Below are 17,689 nucleotides of genomic sequence, written 5' to 3'. Positions count from 1 at the left end.
AATATTAATTATTGTATATTTTAAAATCAGGAGTATTTATATGAAGAGATTATTGTTGGTAGCATGTGTTATGGGTATAGTTGTTGGTTTTGTAGGATGCAAGTGTAGTTCGGATGTGCTTGCAACATACGATGGTGTAAAAATAACCAGAGGCCAGTTTAAGGAGTGGTTAGAAGATAAGCAATTTTCAGTAGAAGCAATACTCAAAAGCAAAAAACAGCAAAAAGATAAACTGGAAATGATGGCTATTGAAAATATTGCTCTACAAGAGGCCCAAAAAGAAAATCTAATTGAAACAGAAAAGTACAAGTTTCTTGAAGATATGGCGTATGAATCTATTTTGCTTAAGCATTTATATAATAAGGAAATTAAGGACAAAGCAGAATTTAATGAGCTTGCATATCATATTAAACAAATACTTTTACGAGTAAGAGATTTTAAGATTGTTAATAATAAACGTGTAAATTTGTCAGCCTCTGAGCTTGAAAAAGCATACAGTGAAGCTGAGAATAAGGCAAAGGAAATAATTGGGAAAATAAAGAGTGGAGAAAAATTTGAAGAACTGGCAAAAATGTATTCTGATGATTTTTCAAAAAAGAATGGCGGTGATATTGGTTATGTTGTAAAAGATATGCTCCCACTTGAAGTTGCTTCAACTATTGAAAAAAGTAAATCAGGCATTATTGAAAGTCCAATTAAAACCCAGCAGGGGATTTACATTATTCAATTGGTCGATAAACAGGAACTAACCAAAAAAAATCTGAATAAAATAATAAAAGATGAAATGCAGGCAAAAAGGCTTGAACAGATCCTCTTGCGAAAGGCTTCAAACAATTATATTGAAAAATTAATGAGTTCAACTGATGTCCAGTTTAATGAGAAGAATTGTAAAAGCAAAAATCCAAAAGATGTGATTTTTAAGGTTGGAGATAGTTCCTTTACAGTTGCAGATCTTGAAAAAAGAATTTCATATTTTCAGCACAAGGGGAGTCCATTATCGAAAGCCACTATAGATGATACAAAAAGAATCGATATTGCAAAAAATGCATTTAAAGTTGCATTGCTGAGAAGGGAAGCAGTAAAAGAGAATTTACAAACAAATGAGGAACTTCAAAAAGAATTCCAGAAAAGAAAAAATATGCTCTTTGCTAAAGAATATTTGGATTATATAGGTGAGCGGGGTATTTCTATTACTCCCAAAGAAATTCGCGATGAATATGAAAAATACAAAGACACACGGTTCACTACGTTTGTGAACCAAAAGGGTAAACAGATAAAACAACTTATACCCTTTGAAAAGGTTAAAGATCAAATAGAAAGCATGCTTTACAGAAAAAAAAGAGCTGAAAATTTAGCAAAATGGAAGAGAGATATGTTGCACATAAATAAGTTTACCATACATGAAGATGAGCTTGAAGGAAAATAATTGAATAGTTAAAAGGCATGAATGCATGAGGTTGGGCGGTAGGCCAGCCTCATGCTTAATGCATTGTGGAATTTAATGGTGGGTAGATATCATAGTTAAAGAGATAGTGTTTGCCATCAACATCTATTGTTTCAAAATTTTCAACTGAAAATCCTAACTCCTGAGCCGATTGCATATAAAAATAAAGTATACTCTGGATTCTTTTTATTGCTTCAATTTTGTTTGAAGCGTAACAACTGATATCTAGTTCAGGGCAAGTTGCAATAAATTCATTGTTTTTCTCAATTAGCTTTACAGATAATTTCATTACTATTCCTCAATGATAATGATGTTGTTACACATTTTAATTTATCGACTCTGAAAAGAAAAAAAATAATATCTAAATTAAGGGTTTTCTACTTCAACTGGCTGATTATTCTTTAACGATATGGATAATTATAAATCAATATGCATACATAAATTTTTTTATTTGGTTTGTGCATGATAGTAGTGAATATTAATAAATTCAAAAGTAAGCATAATAAATACAAAAAATTGTATATTATAACAATAATAATTTTTTTAAAAAAATTCAGACTTATTTTGTTGACAAAAAAAGGTATGGTGCTTGTATGGAATCCAGTGTTTGAACCTGAGGTTTAAGTGAAAAGGGATATCACAAGAATCATACTTGCATATTCAACCATAGGCATTCAGTTAGCAATTACGATTCTTGTTTTTCTTTATGGTGGGTTTTTACTTGATAAACATTTCAATAGCAGTCCAGTTTTTGTAGTTATTGGAACTATTATTGGAATGGGAGCAGGTTTTTATAATTTAATGAAAAGCTTATCCGAGCTGGATCGTCTGTTAAAGAAATCACAGCAGGGTAATGACAACAATAGTAGCGGTTCTAAAAGGCGTAAATGGATGTAACGTTTATGTTGCATCAATCAGATAATAAAAAAATTTGATGAGGTGTTTAAGGCTATGGTTCAACTGCTACAAGGTTTACAGGCTATTATACAATCATCTAAAAGTGGCGAAGAAGAGTCGATGTATGATATAGTCATGCATCACCTTACTGACCACCCCATCCACGATGGATTCATTGGTAAAATAAACGAAAAATTTTTTCATGAAAAGCTCTTTGGTGTTTTTGATATGACAATTACCAAGTGGGTTTTGATGTTGTGGTTGTCTGCTTTTTTATGTTTGCTTGTTTTTATACCCGTCGCCCGTAAGATCAAAAATTCATCATACGGTTCTCGTTCACGATGGGTAAATTTATGGGAAGTATTGATTGCTTTTGTGCATGATGAAGTGGTTGAGCCTAACTTTGATCATCATTATGTAAAAAAAGCAATGCCATATTTTCTTACTGTTTTTTTCTTTATTCTTTTCTGTAACTTACTTGGATTAATACCCGGCATGTCAACAGCAACAGGTAATCTGGCAGTAACTGGGGGATTGGCTCTCTGTACACTTGTTGGCATGTTAGGGATAGGTATGATTAAACAAGGAATATTTGGTTATTGGGCAGGTTTAGTTCCTCATGGAGTACCTGCTTTTGTTTTGCCACTTATGTTCCCAATTGAAATCATTGGCCTTTTAATTAAGCCCTTTGCGTTAACAGTCCGACTTTTTGCAAATATGACAGCAGGTCATGTCGTTATAATTATATTTATTTATCTGGTTATGATGTTCCAGAGCTATTGGGTTGGTATTGGTTCTGTAGCTGGTTCATTAATGATTTATTTGCTTGAGTTGTTGGTTGCTTTTATCCAGGCGTATATCTTTGCTGTTCTTTCAGCTATGTTTATTGGTGCCTCAATGCATGCTCATTAAAATGATCGAGCTTTGAGGTATTCAATATATTATGTTCGCAATAACATATTGTTTGTTAAATTTTAATACTCAAAAATTTACGAGGAGGAGTCAATGGAATATTTAGGCCTTTCTTACCTCGCAGCGGGTTTCGGAGCTGGTTTGATAGTTTTTGGTGCAGCACTAGGTATTGGTAAATTAGCTACTGGTGCTTTAGAAGGTATGGCACGTCAGCCAGAGTTGAGTGGTGACTTAAGAACAGCAATGATTATTGCTGCTGCTCTTATCGAAGGTTTCACTTTCTTTGCTCTCGTTGTAACATTCATGCTTGCAACAAAAGCTCCAATTGCTACGCCAGTTGAGAAGCCAGCAGCAGAGCAGACTGAAGTTAAGTAAATCTATTAACAGGTAGTTCACTATGGAAGTTTTAAAAGAAGGCTTGCTAAAGGTTGATCCCGGCCTCCTGTTATGGACAATAATAACCTTTATTGTGTTGTTATTGATATTATGGAAAGCCGCATGGAAGCCAATTGTTGAGGCGCTTGATGCAAGGGCTGAAAAGATTCGTGGTGACATTGAATCTGCTGAAAAGTCCCGTCTTGAAGCCGAAAGGCTGTTTGCTGAGCATAAAGCAATGATGGATAAGGCAAAAGAGGAGGCGGCAAGCATCATCGCTGAAGGTAAGGCTGATGCGGAAAAGTTAAAAAATTCCATAGTTGAAAAGGCAAATCAGGAAGCCAAGGATCTCATTGAAAGAGCGCGTCGCGAGATTAATCTTGCAAAGGATAAAGCGCTGGCAGAGATTCAGGCTGAAGTTGTAACAATATCTACTGATATTGCTGCAAAAATTATCGCAAAGAATCTCAAAGTTGAAGATCAGAAAGCCCTTGTAGAAGAGGCATTACAGAAAATAAGGACAGTTCAGTAGTACTGAACTGTCCTTAAATTTTAATGAGTGGGGTTATCGGTGTGGCAACAAGTGAAGTAGCGAAAGTTTATGCAGGTGCTTTGTTAGAGATTGCGCACGAGAAAAACGCAATATCAAAAGTAGAGGAAGAGTTATCATTTCTTGCTGAGCTTTTAAAAAATGATTATGATCTTATGCGTTATTTCAGTGCGCCAGGTATTACAAAGGAATCAAAAAAGCAGTTTGTTGACAAAGTTTTTGGCAGTGAACTATCTGAACTTATGGTTAACTTTCTTAAAGTATTAATAGATAATGGACGTCAACAGGACATTCCGGATATTAGTGTCGCTTTCAGCGAATTACTCGATATAGTAAATAATCGTCAGAAAATTAAATTAGTCAGCAGCGTTAAACTCGATTCAGATATCATAAATAGAATCAAAAAAGGTTTAGAAGATCGTTTTAATAAGAATATCATTGTTGAAGAAGTGATAGATCCAACTATTTTAGGTGGTATTATAGTGCAAGTAGATGATTTAATTATAGATGCTTCATTGAAAAATGATTTATTAAAGTTACGTGAAAAATTATTACAAAGTAAGATCAGAGGTGAAGTGGCTTATGAAGATTAAAACTGAAGAAATAAAATCGATTATTAAAAAGGAAATTGAAGGGTATAAGTCACAGTTAGATGTACGGGAAGTTGGTACTGTTATCCAGGTTGGTGACGGTATAGCACGAATTTATGGGTTGGATAACGCAATGGCTGGCGAAATGCTTGAGTTTGAGAATGGAGCTTATGGCCTGGTATTTAACCTTGAAGAAAATTCAATAGGTGCTGTTATTTTAGGTGACTACCTTTCAATTCAGGAAGGTGATTCTGTTAAACGTTTAAACAGAGTTCTGGCTGTACCCGTTGGGGAAGAACTATTAGGAAGAGTTGTCAATCCTTTGGGTATTCCAATGGATAACAAAGGTCCCATTAATTCTAGCAAGATGAGGCCTGTAGAGTTTATTGCTCCTGGTATTGCTGACCGTCAGCCTGTAAAAGAACCTTTACAGACAGGTATTAAAGCAATTGACTCCATGACACCTATAGGACGAGGCCAGCGAGAACTTATCATTGGTGACCGTAAAACTGGTAAAACTGCTATTGCAATTGATGCAATAATCAACCAGAAAGGTAAAGGTGTATATTGTATATATGTAGCTATTGGTCAGAAAGCATCTACCGTTGCAGCAGTTGTGGAGAAGTTAGAGCAATACGGTGCAATGGATTATACAATAGTTGTTGCTGCTAATGCTTCAGACCCAGCACCACTACAGTATATAGCTCCATATGCTGGTTGTGCCATGGGTGAATATTTTATGTATGAAAAAAATGGTCATTCCTTGTGTATTTATGATGACCTTTCCAAGCAGGCAAATGCATATAGGCAGCTGTCATTGTTACTCCGAAGGCCTCCAGGACGTGAAGCATATCCTGGTGACATCTTTTATTGCCATTCACGACTCCTTGAGCGAGCTGCAAAGCTGTCTGATGATTTGGGTGGTGGTTCACTTACAGCATTGCCGGTAATTGAAACTCAGGAAGGTGAAGTTTCTGCTTACATTCCTACAAACGTTATATCCATTACAGATGGTCAGATATACCTTGTTCCAGGATTGTTTGCTTCAGGTATCAGACCTGCTGTTGATGTTGGTATTTCAGTATCGCGAGTTGGTGGTAATGCTCAGATTAAAGCCATGAAAAAGTATGCAGGTTCATTACGACTTGATTTAGCACAGTTCAGGGAACTTGAAGCTTTTGCACAGTTAGGAACCGAACTTGACCCGGCTACTCAGCGTCAGCTTGATAGAGGGCAGAGGCTTGTTGAGGTATTAAAACAGGATCAGTATGAACCAATGCCAGTTGCCGAACAGGTAGCTATCATATATGCAGGTACTCAGGGCTATCTGGACAAGATCCCGGTATCTGAAGTAAGAAAGTTTGAAAAAGAATTTTTAAAATTCATGCGCGAGGCTCATCCAGAATTATTAGACGGTATTTCATCAACTGGCGAATTAAAGGATCCGGATAGATTTGGCAAAGTAGTGGGTGATTTTGTAGAAAGTTACCTGGCCGGTAAAAAGGCAGATGTTAGGGCTTAAAAATACTAAAGTTTGAGGAAAAGCTGTGGCAACACAACGAGAGATATTAAAGCGAATAAAGTCTGTCAAAAATACGCAGAAGATCACCAAGACAATGGAAATGGTTTCCACTGCCAAGATGAAAAAAATGCAGGACAGGATAACCATGTCAAAACCATATGGTGAAAAGCTGGAAACCATAATTGACCATCTGCGACAGACCGGCGTTGAAGATGTATACGACCCACTTATGCAGGAAAGACCGGATCCAAATAGAATTTTAGTTTTGATGATCACCGGTAATAGAGGCCTTTGTGGTGGATTTAATACACGAGTAATTGATAATACTATAAATTTTAAAAAGAAGCTATCCATTGAAGAAGGAAAAGAAGTACTTATTTATTCAATGGGTAAAAAGGGCTCAAATTATTTCAGGTTCATTAAAGAGCCCATATATAAAAGTGTATTAAACCCTGAAGATAAATTCAAATTTGAAGATGCATCCAAATTAGGGGATGAATTAATCAATTTGTTTGTTACCGGCGAAGTTGATGAGGTTTACGTTTCGTATACTAAAATTATGACTCGATCAACACAGAAAGCTACAATTACTCGGCTGCTTCCATTGAAGCCTGAGAGTGTAGCAATACAGGAAAGTGTTGAAGATTTTCATGTAGAGTATATATTTGAGCCTAATCCATATAAGATTTTTTCTTCATTGCTGCCATTGTATATTAAGATGAAATTGTATCTAGCAGTGCTGGAGTCAGGTTTTTCAGAAAATTTTGCACGTAGAGTAGCAATGAAGAATGCAACAGATGCAGCAAAAGAAATGGTAAGAGATTTGACTATAACATATAACAGAGCTCGCCAGGCCAAGATTACTAAGGAAATCTCTGAAATTGTAGGTGGTGCTGCGGCCCTTGAATAAAGGGTAAATGATATAATACTAATTATTCATGAATTAAGGAGTTAGATATGGCTGAGAATATAGGTAAAGTTGTACAGGTTATAGGATCTACACTGGATGCAGAATTCCAGGAAGATAAACTCCCTGCAATCTATAATGCATTAAAATTAGAAGTTGAAGTTATGGGTGAAAAGAAAACCCTTGTGTGTGAGGTTGCTCAGCATTTAGGTGGAAACAGGGTGCGTGCAGTGGCTCTGGGTTCTACCGATGGTGTTAAAAGGGGTACTCCCATCATTGATACCGGTTCTCCTATTACAGTACCTGTAGGTGAGGAGACGTTGGGACGAGTATTTAACCTTTTGGGTGATGTTGTTGATAAAGGGGCACCAATAACTGTTAAAGAACGAAGATCCATTCATCAGGAACCGCCAAAATTTGATCAGTTAGAGCCTAAAGCAGAAATTTTTGAAACAGGTATCAAAGTTATTGACCTCATTGAGCCGTACATAAAAGGCGGGAAAACTGGATTATTTGGTGGTGCTGGTGTAGGAAAAACCGTTGTTATTATGGAGCTTATAAACAACGTTGCTATGCAGCATGGTGGTTATTCAGTATTTGCCGGTGTAGGTGAAAGAACCCGTGAAGGTAATGACCTGTGGCTTGAAATGAAGGAATCAGGTGTTATCAATAAAGCATGTTTGGTGTATGGTCAGATGAATGAGCCACCTGGAGCACGCCTCCGTGTTGCACTGAGTGCTCTGACAATGTGTGAGTATTTCCGTGACCTTTCAGGGAGAGACGTTCTTCTGTTCATTGACAATATATTCAGGTTTTCACAGGCTGGTTCTGAAGTATCAGCACTGTTAGGGCGTATGCCTTCTGCTGTAGGTTATCAGCCAACTCTGGCAACAGAAATGGGTGAGTTACAGGAACGAATTACATCAACCAAACGTGGCTCCATTACATCTGTTCAGGCTATTTATGTTCCTGCAGACGACTTGACTGACCCTGCACCTGCAACAGCATTTATTCACTTAGATGCAAGTACGGTTCTTTCACGACAGATTGCTGAAAAAGGAATTTATCCTGCTGTTGATCCACTTGAATCTTCTTCACGAATACTATCTCCTGAGATAGTTGGTGAAGAGCATTATGCAGTTGCTATGGAAGTGAAACGAATTTTACAGCGATATAAAGATTTGCAGGATATTATCGCTATATTAGGTATGGATGAATTATCTGAAGAAGATAAGCTGCTTGTTCAGCGAGCACGTAAAATTGAAAGATTCTTATCGCAGCCATTCTTCGTTGCTGAGCAGTTTACCGGTATGCCTGGCAAATATGTTAAGTTAGAAGATACTATCCGAAGCTTCAAAGGATTAATAAATGGCGAATATGACCATCTTCCTGAGCAGGCTTTCTATATGGTCGGCACCATAGAAGAAGCAGTTGAAAAGGCCAAAAAGCTTGCTGGTAATTAATAAATAGTAGAGGATAGAGCTATGGCAATGAAATTAAATTGCAATGTATTAACACCAGAACGGCAGATATTTGAAGGGCAGGTTGATTTTGCAGTGGTACAGGCATTTGATGGTGAGATGGGATTTTTATATAACCATGCTCCTTTAATCTCTGAATTGGGTACTGGTGAGATACGATTGCGATCAGGCGATAGTACAGAATATTTTTATGTTGATGGTGGTTTTGTTGAAATAAAGAATAATTCTCTCATTATTCTGGCTCAGGAAGCTGTAAGCAAACAAGATTTAAAGCCAGAAGCAATTGAATCAAAGATTAAAGAGATAGCTGCATTGCCAAAACCTGAAGCATTTGCAGACAGATTAAATATAGATATTGAACTAAAGAAATTGAAGGCACGATTGAAGATTGCTAAAAGGTGATAAAAAAACGGGCAGCCTAAACTGCCCGTTTTTTTTGTTTTAGTATACACAATTATACCATTGAATAATTCAGAGTCTTGATATTCTCCATATCAGAATACTGTTCGGAATATTGAAGTAATTTTTCGTATAATTCATTCCTTTTTTTAATCAGAAGCTTGCCGGTATATGTATCTTTTACCCTTAAAGGTGTTTCAAAATTATCGATGATTTCTACCATTAGATTAACAGGTTCTTTTTTCTGACGGGCCTGTATTGTCTCTTCAGGCGTAGGTAATATTATTGCATAGAGAGAATATGGAGTCTGAATCAGAGCATGCCCTCTACTGAGATACGCATCAGAAAATCCTCCATCAATATTAATGGCCCTGCCGTCAGGAGATGCAATTTTTTCGCCCTTTCGCACATCTACTGGTGTATGCCCATACACTATTCTTTCTGCTCCAAATTCTTGCATGATTTTATCCATAAATTCCCTTTTAAGAAGATTCTCACCCCAGTAAAGCAATTTTTCTTTATGAGTGGATTTATCAGCAATGAAATATCGTTCAAAGGTTTTCATTGCATTTTTCCCAAAGAAGGGTGATTTTGAACCACACCACAAATAAAACATAAGAGCTAAATCTTTAGGGTTCTGTGGTTTACCTTCCAGATAATTTTTGCCTATTGTTTTAATCCTGTGTTGCAGATGATCAAGTAATGCTTTTCCTCGGTAGCCTAAAAATTCTTCAAATTGGCCGTCAGGTGTACTGGGTATCAATGCATGTATGTTAAGTATATAATTGTGAATGTGGTATAGTTTTCCATGTTCAAATAAAAATTCCATTAAATAGCGGACTTTCTTACTTGTGGTAAATTGATATGCAAGATCATTAATAATTTCTTCTTCCTGGGGTGATAATTGAGTAGGATTATCTAAATCTATTGTAGGGAAGTGTGTATCGGTTAATCCAGTAACATCATTATTTTTTAACATATCAGCTAATTTATGAAGCCATAGTCTTGAATCCATATTGAATTCAGGATTTTCCCGTATTGTTTGCTCTTCAAGTTTAAATTGAATAATGGCAAGAGCTTTCTCCATTCTTCGTGATATATCCTGCTTTGCTTTAAAATTGCCGGGTATTTCTTTGGTATATGTTTTTAAAGCAAATTCCTTTAATTTAGAAATATCAATTCCCAATCTATCAAGAAATGCAAGGTTGTCATAGCGTGTGCTTATGCGTAATGCTTCTGCTATTAATGATTTATTACCTGCTGCAGCACCCATCCACAATATATCGTGATTACCCCATATAAATGTCAGATACCGTTTAATATCCTTCTGATTTAGAATGCGAATTATTTTATCTGGTTCATCACCCCGGTCAAATACATCGCCAAGTACAATAAGATGCCCCAGAATAACCTGTTTAACTATTTTACATAATGAACTTATAATCTTATCAGCTATCAATTCATTTTCATAAATCATATTTGGTACAGGATAGTTTAATATAAGATTTTCAAGTACATGTTTTAAATCTTTATTGATATTATTTCTTATCTCATCAAAATCCCGTACATTCTGAACGCGGTACTGAACAATTCTGACGAGAGATGATATGATATCCTGCCTGTCAAGGCGGTACACCTCATCTTCAAAATACCGCTCCTTACGAATTATCCTACCCATATAATCAATCTTTTCTTTTGAAAATGTTTTGGGCAAAGCTTCATAGCATATCCTCCATACAAGGCCAAAACGCCCTTTAAGGATTGATACAAATCTATCACCAGCACCATGTGGATCGCTTATCCACATGGTCGTGTCAATGTATTCATTTAACCTGGATTCTATTTCGGTAAGATCTCGTATAATATTATGAAGTGCAGCAATATTCTTCTCAGGATCCATAAGCCCTCCACAATATAGCAATGTTACATTATTTTTCCACCGACATCGTCAATGTCAATATCTTCAAGGACCTCTTTCATGGTTTCTTTATCTATTTGGGAAAGATTTTCCAATCCTTGAGCAATTGCAAACACTTTCTTTTTAACATATATGGGAACATGTGCTCTGAGAGCTATCGCCATAGCATCACTTGGGCGACAATCTATGATAATTTCTGAGTTGTCAGGAGCAATCAAATTCAGTTTTGCAAAATAAATGTTATCCTTGAGGTCGTCAATAATTACAGAAGTCAATGTGTACTGGAAAGTTTTGAGCATGGTAATAATAAGATCATGGGTAAGGGGCCTAACAGGCTTTTTGCCTTCAAGTTCAATAGCTATAAGGCTTGCTTCAAGTGGTGCTATCATGATAGGCAGTATATTGCCTGTTTCATTATCCTGGAGTACCACTATAGGAGTGTTACTTTCCTCATCCAGGACAATAGTTGCTATCTCAACTTTACAAAAGGACATAAAACTCCCCATAAATAATTATTAAACTCAATATAAAACCAATATATGAAAAAATCAAGCAAAGTTGTTACTTTTTGGGTTTTATTTTAGTATAAAGCTTTTTTAAAATGATGTTTTTAAAGTGAATTGCAACAATGCGGCTATGTGTTTCTTTATTGCTTTCACATTCAATATATTCAGCAATCTGAAGATTTTGTAACAAACGTTTGATGTCATCAGTTGCATGCAATTTATCAGTTTTTGCCCCAAAGATATAGCAGGGTGTTGTAATAAAGGGGAGTTTGTCCCATAGATTATAATTTTTGAGTGCAAGTGCATTAGGTTTTAATTTATATGGGTCTGCTGAATTTATTGTATTGGTATATTTTGTCATTTGTTCCTTTTCTTTTTCAATATCCAGGCGAAAATTGCGTAAATACCATTTGACCAGTTCTTTTAGTACATTATACCATGAAGCAGGAAGCCGTGGTACAATGTCACCTAGCAGAGGGGGGAATCTGAATTCAGGAAGTGGCCCAATAAGTAGTGCACATTCAGGTTTACGGGTATTCATAGCTAAATATTCAAGTATAACTGAAGAACCTAGTGAACTTCCTGCCATGACAAATGTTCTATTTTTAGGAATAACTTTTTGTATAACGTCATGGAGATCAATCACCATTCGCATGACATTGAAAGAAAAGTCTTTATACGTTTTCCCTTCAGGTATTCTGGAAGATGTTTTTTCGCGAGTTTCGATATATATAACCCGGTATTCATCGGTTAAAGTAAGTAATACATCTTTCCAACCGGTTATATGTGATATCCATCCGGCAACAAAGAATATAATTGGTTTGGAGGAAGAATCCTTCTTGGGAATAAAATCTATACAATATAATTCCATCCCATCAGAAACAGGTATATAAAAATCATTTATCTTTGTTGATGGTATGGTGTATTGAGTAAGATCCATGGTAAACCTCTGATTAAATTATATTACATTCTATAGAGGGATATCATATCTAATAATAAAAATCAAGCATTTCATTGTATACGCTTGGATATATCTGTGCCAACGTCAGCAGTGGTTGCATTGCCACCACGATCGGGTGTTTTAACAGTACTATCGCTCAGGTGATTGACCACAGCAGATTTAATTTTTTGTGCAGCATCATGTTCACCTAAAAACTCTAACATCAGTGCAGCACTCAGTATTGCTGCAACCGGATTTGCTACACCTTTTCCTGCAATATCAGGTGCTGATCCATGTACCGGCTCAAACATCGATGGGTATTTTCGTGTTGGATTAATATTACCACTTGCAGCAAATCCCATTCCTCCAACAACTATCGCTGCCAGGTCGGTAAGTATGTCACCAAAAAGATTGGAGGCTACCACCACGTCAAATTGCTCAGGGGAGCGCACCATATTCATAGCCGCTGCATCGACAAGCATAGATGATGCTGTTACATCGGGATACTCTTTTGCAACTTCGTAAAACACAGTATCCCAGAATACCATGCTATATTTTAATGCATTGGATTTGGTAATGCTTGTTAAAGTTTTGCGTTTTCGGTTGCGGGCGGTTTCAAATGCGTATCGTATGATGCGTTCAGTCCCTTTGCGCGAGAAATAGTTAATCTGCATAGCAACTTCATCGGGAGTGCCAATGTAATGTCTTCCACCAAGTGCTGTATATTCACCTTCGGTGTTCTCCCTTATTACTATCATATCTATGTCATATGGTTTTTTGTTTTTTAACGGTGATTCAACACCAGGAAAAAGCATTGTTGGCCGTATATTGACATATTGATCAAATGCTTTTCTGATAGTCAAAAGCGGCTCAACAGCAATATGGTCAGGAGCATTTGCTGTATTACCAAGTGCACCTAATAATATTGCGTCAAATGATGAAAGTAATTCAAGATAATTTTCAGGAGCACATTTTCCAGTTTTACTATACAGGGTTGTATTCCAGTTGAATGTAGTGTATTGTACATCAATATCGCAGGCATCAATGACTTTTACTGCTTCTGCCACAACCTCAGGGCCAATACCGTCTCCAGGGTACAATGCTATTTTGTGAGGCATACGTATCTCCTTAAATAATTAACATTAAATAATTACATCATTAAAAATGAATACTAAAAACATTAAGCATACTGTTTTTTGCTGATAAAGTATTTTTTATAGATGAGTAGCATTGAATAAAATTTAGTTGGTTGTTATAAACTATCTGAACAACCGTTAGAAAAATTATATACACAAGTATCACATTCATCTACAAAAATATGCACACGCATTAATTATTTATGAAATAATTTAGTGAATTATGAAATACATGCGTATACCATCAAATAGATGTGTACATTATTTTTTAATATGAGCAACAATTGTATATTTATAAATAAGCGGAAGTAACTTTACTTGATAAATCTTAGAATGGATATACTGAATAATGAGAAAATGATACTTTTTGTAAAAGATTTTTTGAACAGTAGATATTCATATTCTTATCAATAATAATACATTGGATGTTAAGTTTAGCATTGTTTTTACAAAAAGTAATTGCCTGCTTTGTACCCATAATAAATAGCGCAGTGGCATATCCATCGCATATGGTGGCGTTATTGCTTATCACCGAAACTGAAATAATATCGCTCTGTGCAGGATATCCCGTTTTGGGGTTCATAATGTGATGATAGCGCTTGCCTTTGTAACTAGCAAACCGTTCATAGTCACCACTTGTGGCAATAGCCTGTTCATTCTGCAATATAACCGTGCCAATGATGCCTTCCTGACGAGGATGCTTTATACCAATAGTGTACCCATATCCGTAATTATCGCCCAGTACTTGCAGGTCTCCGCCAGCTTCCACAATTCCTTGCTGTATACCACACTGTTTTAATGACAAAACTGCCTGTGAAATAGCATACCCCTTTGCAATCCCTCCAAGCCCAATGGTAACACACGATTTTTGTTTTATTACTATTCTAGTTTTGGGAATCAATTGAATATACCGGTAGCTAACACATTTCAGATGATGGTTAATACTTTCCGGTGAAGGTGGAATAAATGATGGGGATTGTAATTGCCACAATTTCCCAACTGAAGCAAAGGTAATATCAAACAGTCCATCAGTGTTGTGCGATAGTTCCTGTGCAAGCTTTATTACAGTAAATGTATCTTTGCTCACAGTAGTTTGCAGATTATTGTTGATATGAGACACATCACTTGTTGAGATATACGGGCTCATCAATTGTTCGATGTGCTTTATTTTTTCAAAAGCATGATTTATTGCTTTCTGCGCTTCTGAGTGTGAGGTGCTATCCACAGTTATGGTAACAATAGTTCCCATTGCCATTTTTGATAGTGAATACCGTTGTGGCCGTGAACACGTCCATAAAACGGCTGAAGTTACTACAATAATGGTAAGTATCAGTGTGTATTTGTGTTTCATATTTCTATCCCGATATTATACGCTATTTTAATTTATTATAATAAGATATGACAAGATATAACTCTAATCACATATTTGTAAAATACTAAATACTATTCATTGAAGGAATGTTGCAAGTTCAATTGTGTAGTGCACCATTGAGCATTTCTGTAAAACCACATATGAAGAATTCCATCCGTTAGACTTCTGTGGATGTGTATTTAAATCATTTTTTTATAATATTCAATTAGTTGTTGAAATTTGTTCACGTAGCAGTATTGTTGTGTCATATATATACTTTGGAGGAAACATATGAATATAGAAACTACCACCTGTATTGCCTATGAACACTTAGAGCTTTTACAAGAAAATGCCACTATCCGTAAACTATCGCTTCATACGTTTATTATCAATTTCATAAACTATGTACTGTCGTATAAACGCATCCCCGTCAAAAGCTATAAACGGTTGCAGTATAGAAAGCGGTACCAAACGTGGAAGCGGGTACATCTGTATTTGTATGAGAATGAGTATGAGTTTGTGATGGATGTGCGCAAAGTCTGCAAGATGTCTTTGGCAAAGATAATCGCCTATTGTGTGGAGAATTATCTTTATGATTATCTTGCAGCATTAGACAGTGATGAAAATACCGATAACTATCGCTTTAGTGGCTACACATTTTCATTTTATTTAGAAGAAGGCATCCCGTGTTGCCAATTTTACTGGGGACCACCGCCGGAATTGGTGAAACTGGCCACCCAATAGCAGTCACAGCTAAAGGTAAATGAATAACATAAAACATAACTATACTTTTACGTTGGTAAAAATATATCTGCACAGGGCCTTTTTCTCGGTCTATATATAATCACATATTATGAAGAACGGTAAGTTGAACTTTATTTTTAAATCTGCTGTCATCCAGATTAGGTTTGTTATTATATGAGCAACTTAGGTTTATCATAAATAATGGCTGGATATAAAATTTGTATAAAAAATGGGGATGTGCATCATGGCCACCAAAGATGGGAAAGATGCATACTTTATTATTCATAATTCTTGACAATTATCGTAAATATTGTAACAAAACAATATACCATAGCAACATTGCATACCGATAAGTGTATAAGTATACATTGATGGTGCAATCAGAAATATTTTTTACTCTAATAAAATATTTTTATAAACAGGATAATTGTATGAAATTACGAACAATCTTAATTGTAGTCATTACTTTTGTTATATGTACTACAACATTTACTGATGCTAAAACTGTAAAGAAAGTTCAAGGAGGGGAGAGTACTTCCGATTTATCAAAATTTAATGAGCAGCTGGTTAAGGTAACCAATAGTGCCATCCCAACGGTAGTCAGTATATCAGCAGAAAAAAAGGCTGGCAGCCCACGGGAAAGCAAACGGATGCCTATGCCTTTCCCGGTCCCCAAGGAAGCAAAGGCCCTGGGATCTGGAGTTATTATTGATAAACGGGGATATATAGTTACCAACAATCATGTGGTAAAAAATACTAAGTCCATAACCATTACATTATATGACAAACGAACATTCCCCTGTGAGTTGGTCGGCTCTGACCCTGCCACTGATATTGCAGTGATTAAAATTAGTGGTACGGTGCCTCAGGATTTGCCTGTTGCTGTTATGGCTGATTCAGACACTTTAAAAGTTGGGGAGATAGCAATAGCAATAGGCAATCCGTTTGGATTTGGACACACAGTGACAATGGGTATTATCAGTGCCACGGGCAGGGAAGGATTTGGACTTGCTGATTATGAATATTTCATTCAAACTGATGCTGCTATTAATCCCGGTAATTCTGGTGGTGCTTTGATAAACATTAATGGCAAACTCATAGGCATTAATACTGCCATATTTTCGCGGAATGGTGGTTATATGGGCATAGGGTTTGCAATACCATCAAACATGGTAAAACAGGTAGTAGATGAATTGATTAATAAAGGCAAGGTTACACGAGGGTGGCTTGGTGTATATATTCAGAACATTACCCCTGAAATAGCCAAAAACTTTAAGTTTGAAGGGAGAAAGGGTGTTCTGATTGCCGACATTATGAAGGATTCACCGGCTAAAAATGCAAAAATTGAAATTGGCGACATTATCATTTCCGTCAATGACGTTGAAGTATCTGATATCAATCAACTGCGAAGGTACGTTGCTTCGTTAAAACCGGGTTCAACTGCCAAAGTTAAAATATTCAGGGCTGGTCAGGAACTGGAACAAGATGTGGTGATCGCTGAGCTTCCTGCACAGGCTAAAGTTTCTGAAGAAAAGATTGAAGAAGTTGATACAATTGGCATGCGTGTGGGTGATATTACCGAAGAGAATGCCTATAAATTTAGAATTACAGATACTACAGGAGTGATTGTACTTGAAATTCAAGAACAAAGTCCTGCATATGAAGCAGGCATGATGGTTGGTGACATCATCAAGGAAATTGAAAATACCCCTGTGGAAAATGTTGATAAATATAACGAACTGCTGAAACAATATGAAAAGAAAGAAACATTATTGCTTCTTGTTAAACGAGGAGGTATCCACAAATTTGTAGTAATCAAGAAGCAATAGTTATTGTAAATAATCCAGCCCCACTGCTTTTTTAACGCGTAGTAGTGTTTCCTGGGCAATGGGGCGAGTTTTTTCTGCCCCCTTCTTTAAAATGGCTGCTATCTCACCTTTGTTGTTTTGTAATTGCTTTCGCTTTTCTCTAAAAGGGGCAAAATATTCCCATATCATTCCAAACAATTCTTTTTTTA

19 protein-coding genes are annotated in these 17,689 nt (G+C 36.3%); 12 read left to right on the top strand and 7 right to left on the bottom strand.

Translation table 11 applies throughout. The features are described from left to right. Nucleotides 1–40: 40 nt before the first annotated feature. Nucleotides 41–1,426, top strand: coding sequence for a peptidylprolyl isomerase (locus AB1444_14625; GenBank protein MEW6527889.1), 1,386 nt, complete (start codon nucleotides 41–43; stop codon nucleotides 1,424–1,426). Nucleotides 1,427–1,481: 55 nt separating this feature from the next. Here AB1444_14625 and AB1444_14620 read toward each other — a convergent pair whose 3' ends face one another. Continuing rightward, on the bottom strand, nucleotides 1,482–1,733 hold the full coding sequence (locus AB1444_14620) for a hypothetical protein (GenBank protein MEW6527888.1): 252 nt from the start codon (nucleotides 1,731–1,733) through the stop codon (nucleotides 1,482–1,484). 335 nt (nucleotides 1,734–2,068) lie between these two features. Between AB1444_14620 and AB1444_14615 the strand changes: the two genes are divergently transcribed. From AB1444_14615 to atpC, 9 genes are all read left to right on the top strand, one after another. Then, nucleotides 2,069–2,341, top strand: coding sequence for an AtpZ/AtpI family protein (locus AB1444_14615; protein ID MEW6527887.1), 273 nt, complete (start codon nucleotides 2,069–2,071; stop codon nucleotides 2,339–2,341). A 54-nt stretch (nucleotides 2,342–2,395) separates the two neighbouring features. After that, nucleotides 2,396–3,253 (top strand): F0F1 ATP synthase subunit A, encoded by an 858-nt coding sequence (gene atpB / locus AB1444_14610; protein MEW6527886.1) that lies wholly within the window; start codon nucleotides 2,396–2,398, stop codon nucleotides 3,251–3,253. Between the two features lie 93 nt (nucleotides 3,254–3,346). After that, the gene (gene atpE / locus AB1444_14605; protein ID MEW6527885.1) at nucleotides 3,347–3,628 is read left to right on the top strand and encodes an ATP synthase F0 subunit C; all 282 of its coding nucleotides are present in this window, start codon (nucleotides 3,347–3,349) and stop codon (nucleotides 3,626–3,628) included. Between the two features lie 22 nt (nucleotides 3,629–3,650). Continuing rightward, nucleotides 3,651–4,160 carry a F0F1 ATP synthase subunit B gene (gene atpF, locus AB1444_14600; protein ID MEW6527884.1) on the top strand — a complete coding sequence of 170 codons (510 nt, stop codon included), beginning with the start codon at nucleotides 3,651–3,653 and terminating at the stop codon, nucleotides 4,158–4,160. Nucleotides 4,161–4,201: 41 nt separating this feature from the next. Then, nucleotides 4,202–4,771 (top strand): ATP synthase F1 subunit delta, encoded by a 570-nt coding sequence (atpH, locus tag AB1444_14595; protein ID MEW6527883.1) that lies wholly within the window; start codon nucleotides 4,202–4,204, stop codon nucleotides 4,769–4,771. Then, on the top strand, nucleotides 4,761–6,290 hold the full coding sequence (atpA, locus tag AB1444_14590; GenBank protein MEW6527882.1) for a F0F1 ATP synthase subunit alpha: 1,530 nt from the start codon (nucleotides 4,761–4,763) through the stop codon (nucleotides 6,288–6,290). The genes atpH and atpA overlap by 11 nt, the downstream gene beginning before the upstream one ends. Nucleotides 6,291–6,315: 25 nt before the next feature. Next, complete coding sequence (gene atpG, locus AB1444_14585; protein ID MEW6527881.1) at nucleotides 6,316–7,200, top strand: ATP synthase F1 subunit gamma; 885 nt, start codon at nucleotides 6,316–6,318, stop codon at nucleotides 7,198–7,200. A gap of 47 nt (nucleotides 7,201–7,247) precedes the next feature. Further along, on the top strand, nucleotides 7,248–8,660 hold the full coding sequence (gene atpD, locus AB1444_14580) for a F0F1 ATP synthase subunit beta (protein MEW6527880.1): 1,413 nt from the start codon (nucleotides 7,248–7,250) through the stop codon (nucleotides 8,658–8,660). 21 nt (nucleotides 8,661–8,681) lie between these two features. After that, nucleotides 8,682–9,080: an ATP synthase F1 subunit epsilon gene (gene atpC, locus AB1444_14575; protein ID MEW6527879.1), complete on the top strand. Its 399-nt coding sequence runs from the start codon at nucleotides 8,682–8,684 to the stop codon at nucleotides 9,078–9,080. A 52-nt stretch (nucleotides 9,081–9,132) separates the two neighbouring features. Here atpC and AB1444_14570 read toward each other — a convergent pair whose 3' ends face one another. The 5 genes from AB1444_14570 to AB1444_14550 all read right to left on the bottom strand — a co-directional run bounded on the left by AB1444_14570 (nucleotide 9,133) and on the right by AB1444_14550 (nucleotide 14,928). Next, nucleotides 9,133–10,977, bottom strand: coding sequence for a fructose-bisphosphatase class III (locus AB1444_14570; protein ID MEW6527878.1), 1,845 nt, complete (start codon nucleotides 10,975–10,977; stop codon nucleotides 9,133–9,135). Nucleotides 10,978–11,000: 23 nt separating this feature from the next. Beyond that, entirely contained in the window at nucleotides 11,001–11,489 is a 489-nt protein-coding gene (locus AB1444_14565) for a bifunctional nuclease family protein (GenBank protein MEW6527877.1), read from the bottom strand. A gap of 67 nt (nucleotides 11,490–11,556) precedes the next feature. Then, the gene (locus AB1444_14560; protein MEW6527876.1) at nucleotides 11,557–12,441 is read right to left on the bottom strand and encodes a hypothetical protein; all 885 of its coding nucleotides are present in this window, start codon (nucleotides 12,439–12,441) and stop codon (nucleotides 11,557–11,559) included. A 71-nt stretch (nucleotides 12,442–12,512) separates the two neighbouring features. Further along, a complete protein-coding gene (locus AB1444_14555) occupies nucleotides 12,513–13,559 on the bottom strand; it encodes a 3-isopropylmalate dehydrogenase (GenBank protein ID MEW6527875.1) in 1,047 nt (348 codons plus the stop codon). 346 nt (nucleotides 13,560–13,905) lie between these two features. Further along, nucleotides 13,906–14,928 carry an FAD:protein FMN transferase gene (locus tag AB1444_14550; protein MEW6527874.1) on the bottom strand — a complete coding sequence of 341 codons (1,023 nt, stop codon included), beginning with the start codon at nucleotides 14,926–14,928 and terminating at the stop codon, nucleotides 13,906–13,908. Nucleotides 14,929–15,219: 291 nt separating this feature from the next. Between AB1444_14550 and AB1444_14545 the strand changes: the two genes are divergently transcribed. Continuing rightward, nucleotides 15,220–15,672: a hypothetical protein gene (locus AB1444_14545; protein MEW6527873.1), complete on the top strand. Its 453-nt coding sequence runs from the start codon at nucleotides 15,220–15,222 to the stop codon at nucleotides 15,670–15,672. Nucleotides 15,673–16,103: 431 nt separating this feature from the next. Beyond that, a complete protein-coding gene (locus tag AB1444_14540) occupies nucleotides 16,104–17,501 on the top strand; it encodes a Do family serine endopeptidase (protein ID MEW6527872.1) in 1,398 nt (465 codons plus the stop codon). Here AB1444_14540 and AB1444_14535 read toward each other — a convergent pair. Further along, nucleotides 17,502–17,689: tryptophan--tRNA ligase (locus AB1444_14535; GenBank protein MEW6527871.1), on the bottom strand; the 188-nt coding region annotated here is incomplete at its 5' end. It lies immediately after the preceding gene.

The sequence above is a fragment of the Spirochaetota bacterium genome, from assembly GCA_040756435.1.
Taxonomy (GTDB): Bacteria; Spirochaetota; UBA4802; order UBA4802; family UB4802; genus UBA4802.
Note: the sequence above shows the minus strand (reverse complement) of the source record. Positions and strands in the feature narration are given on the sequence as shown.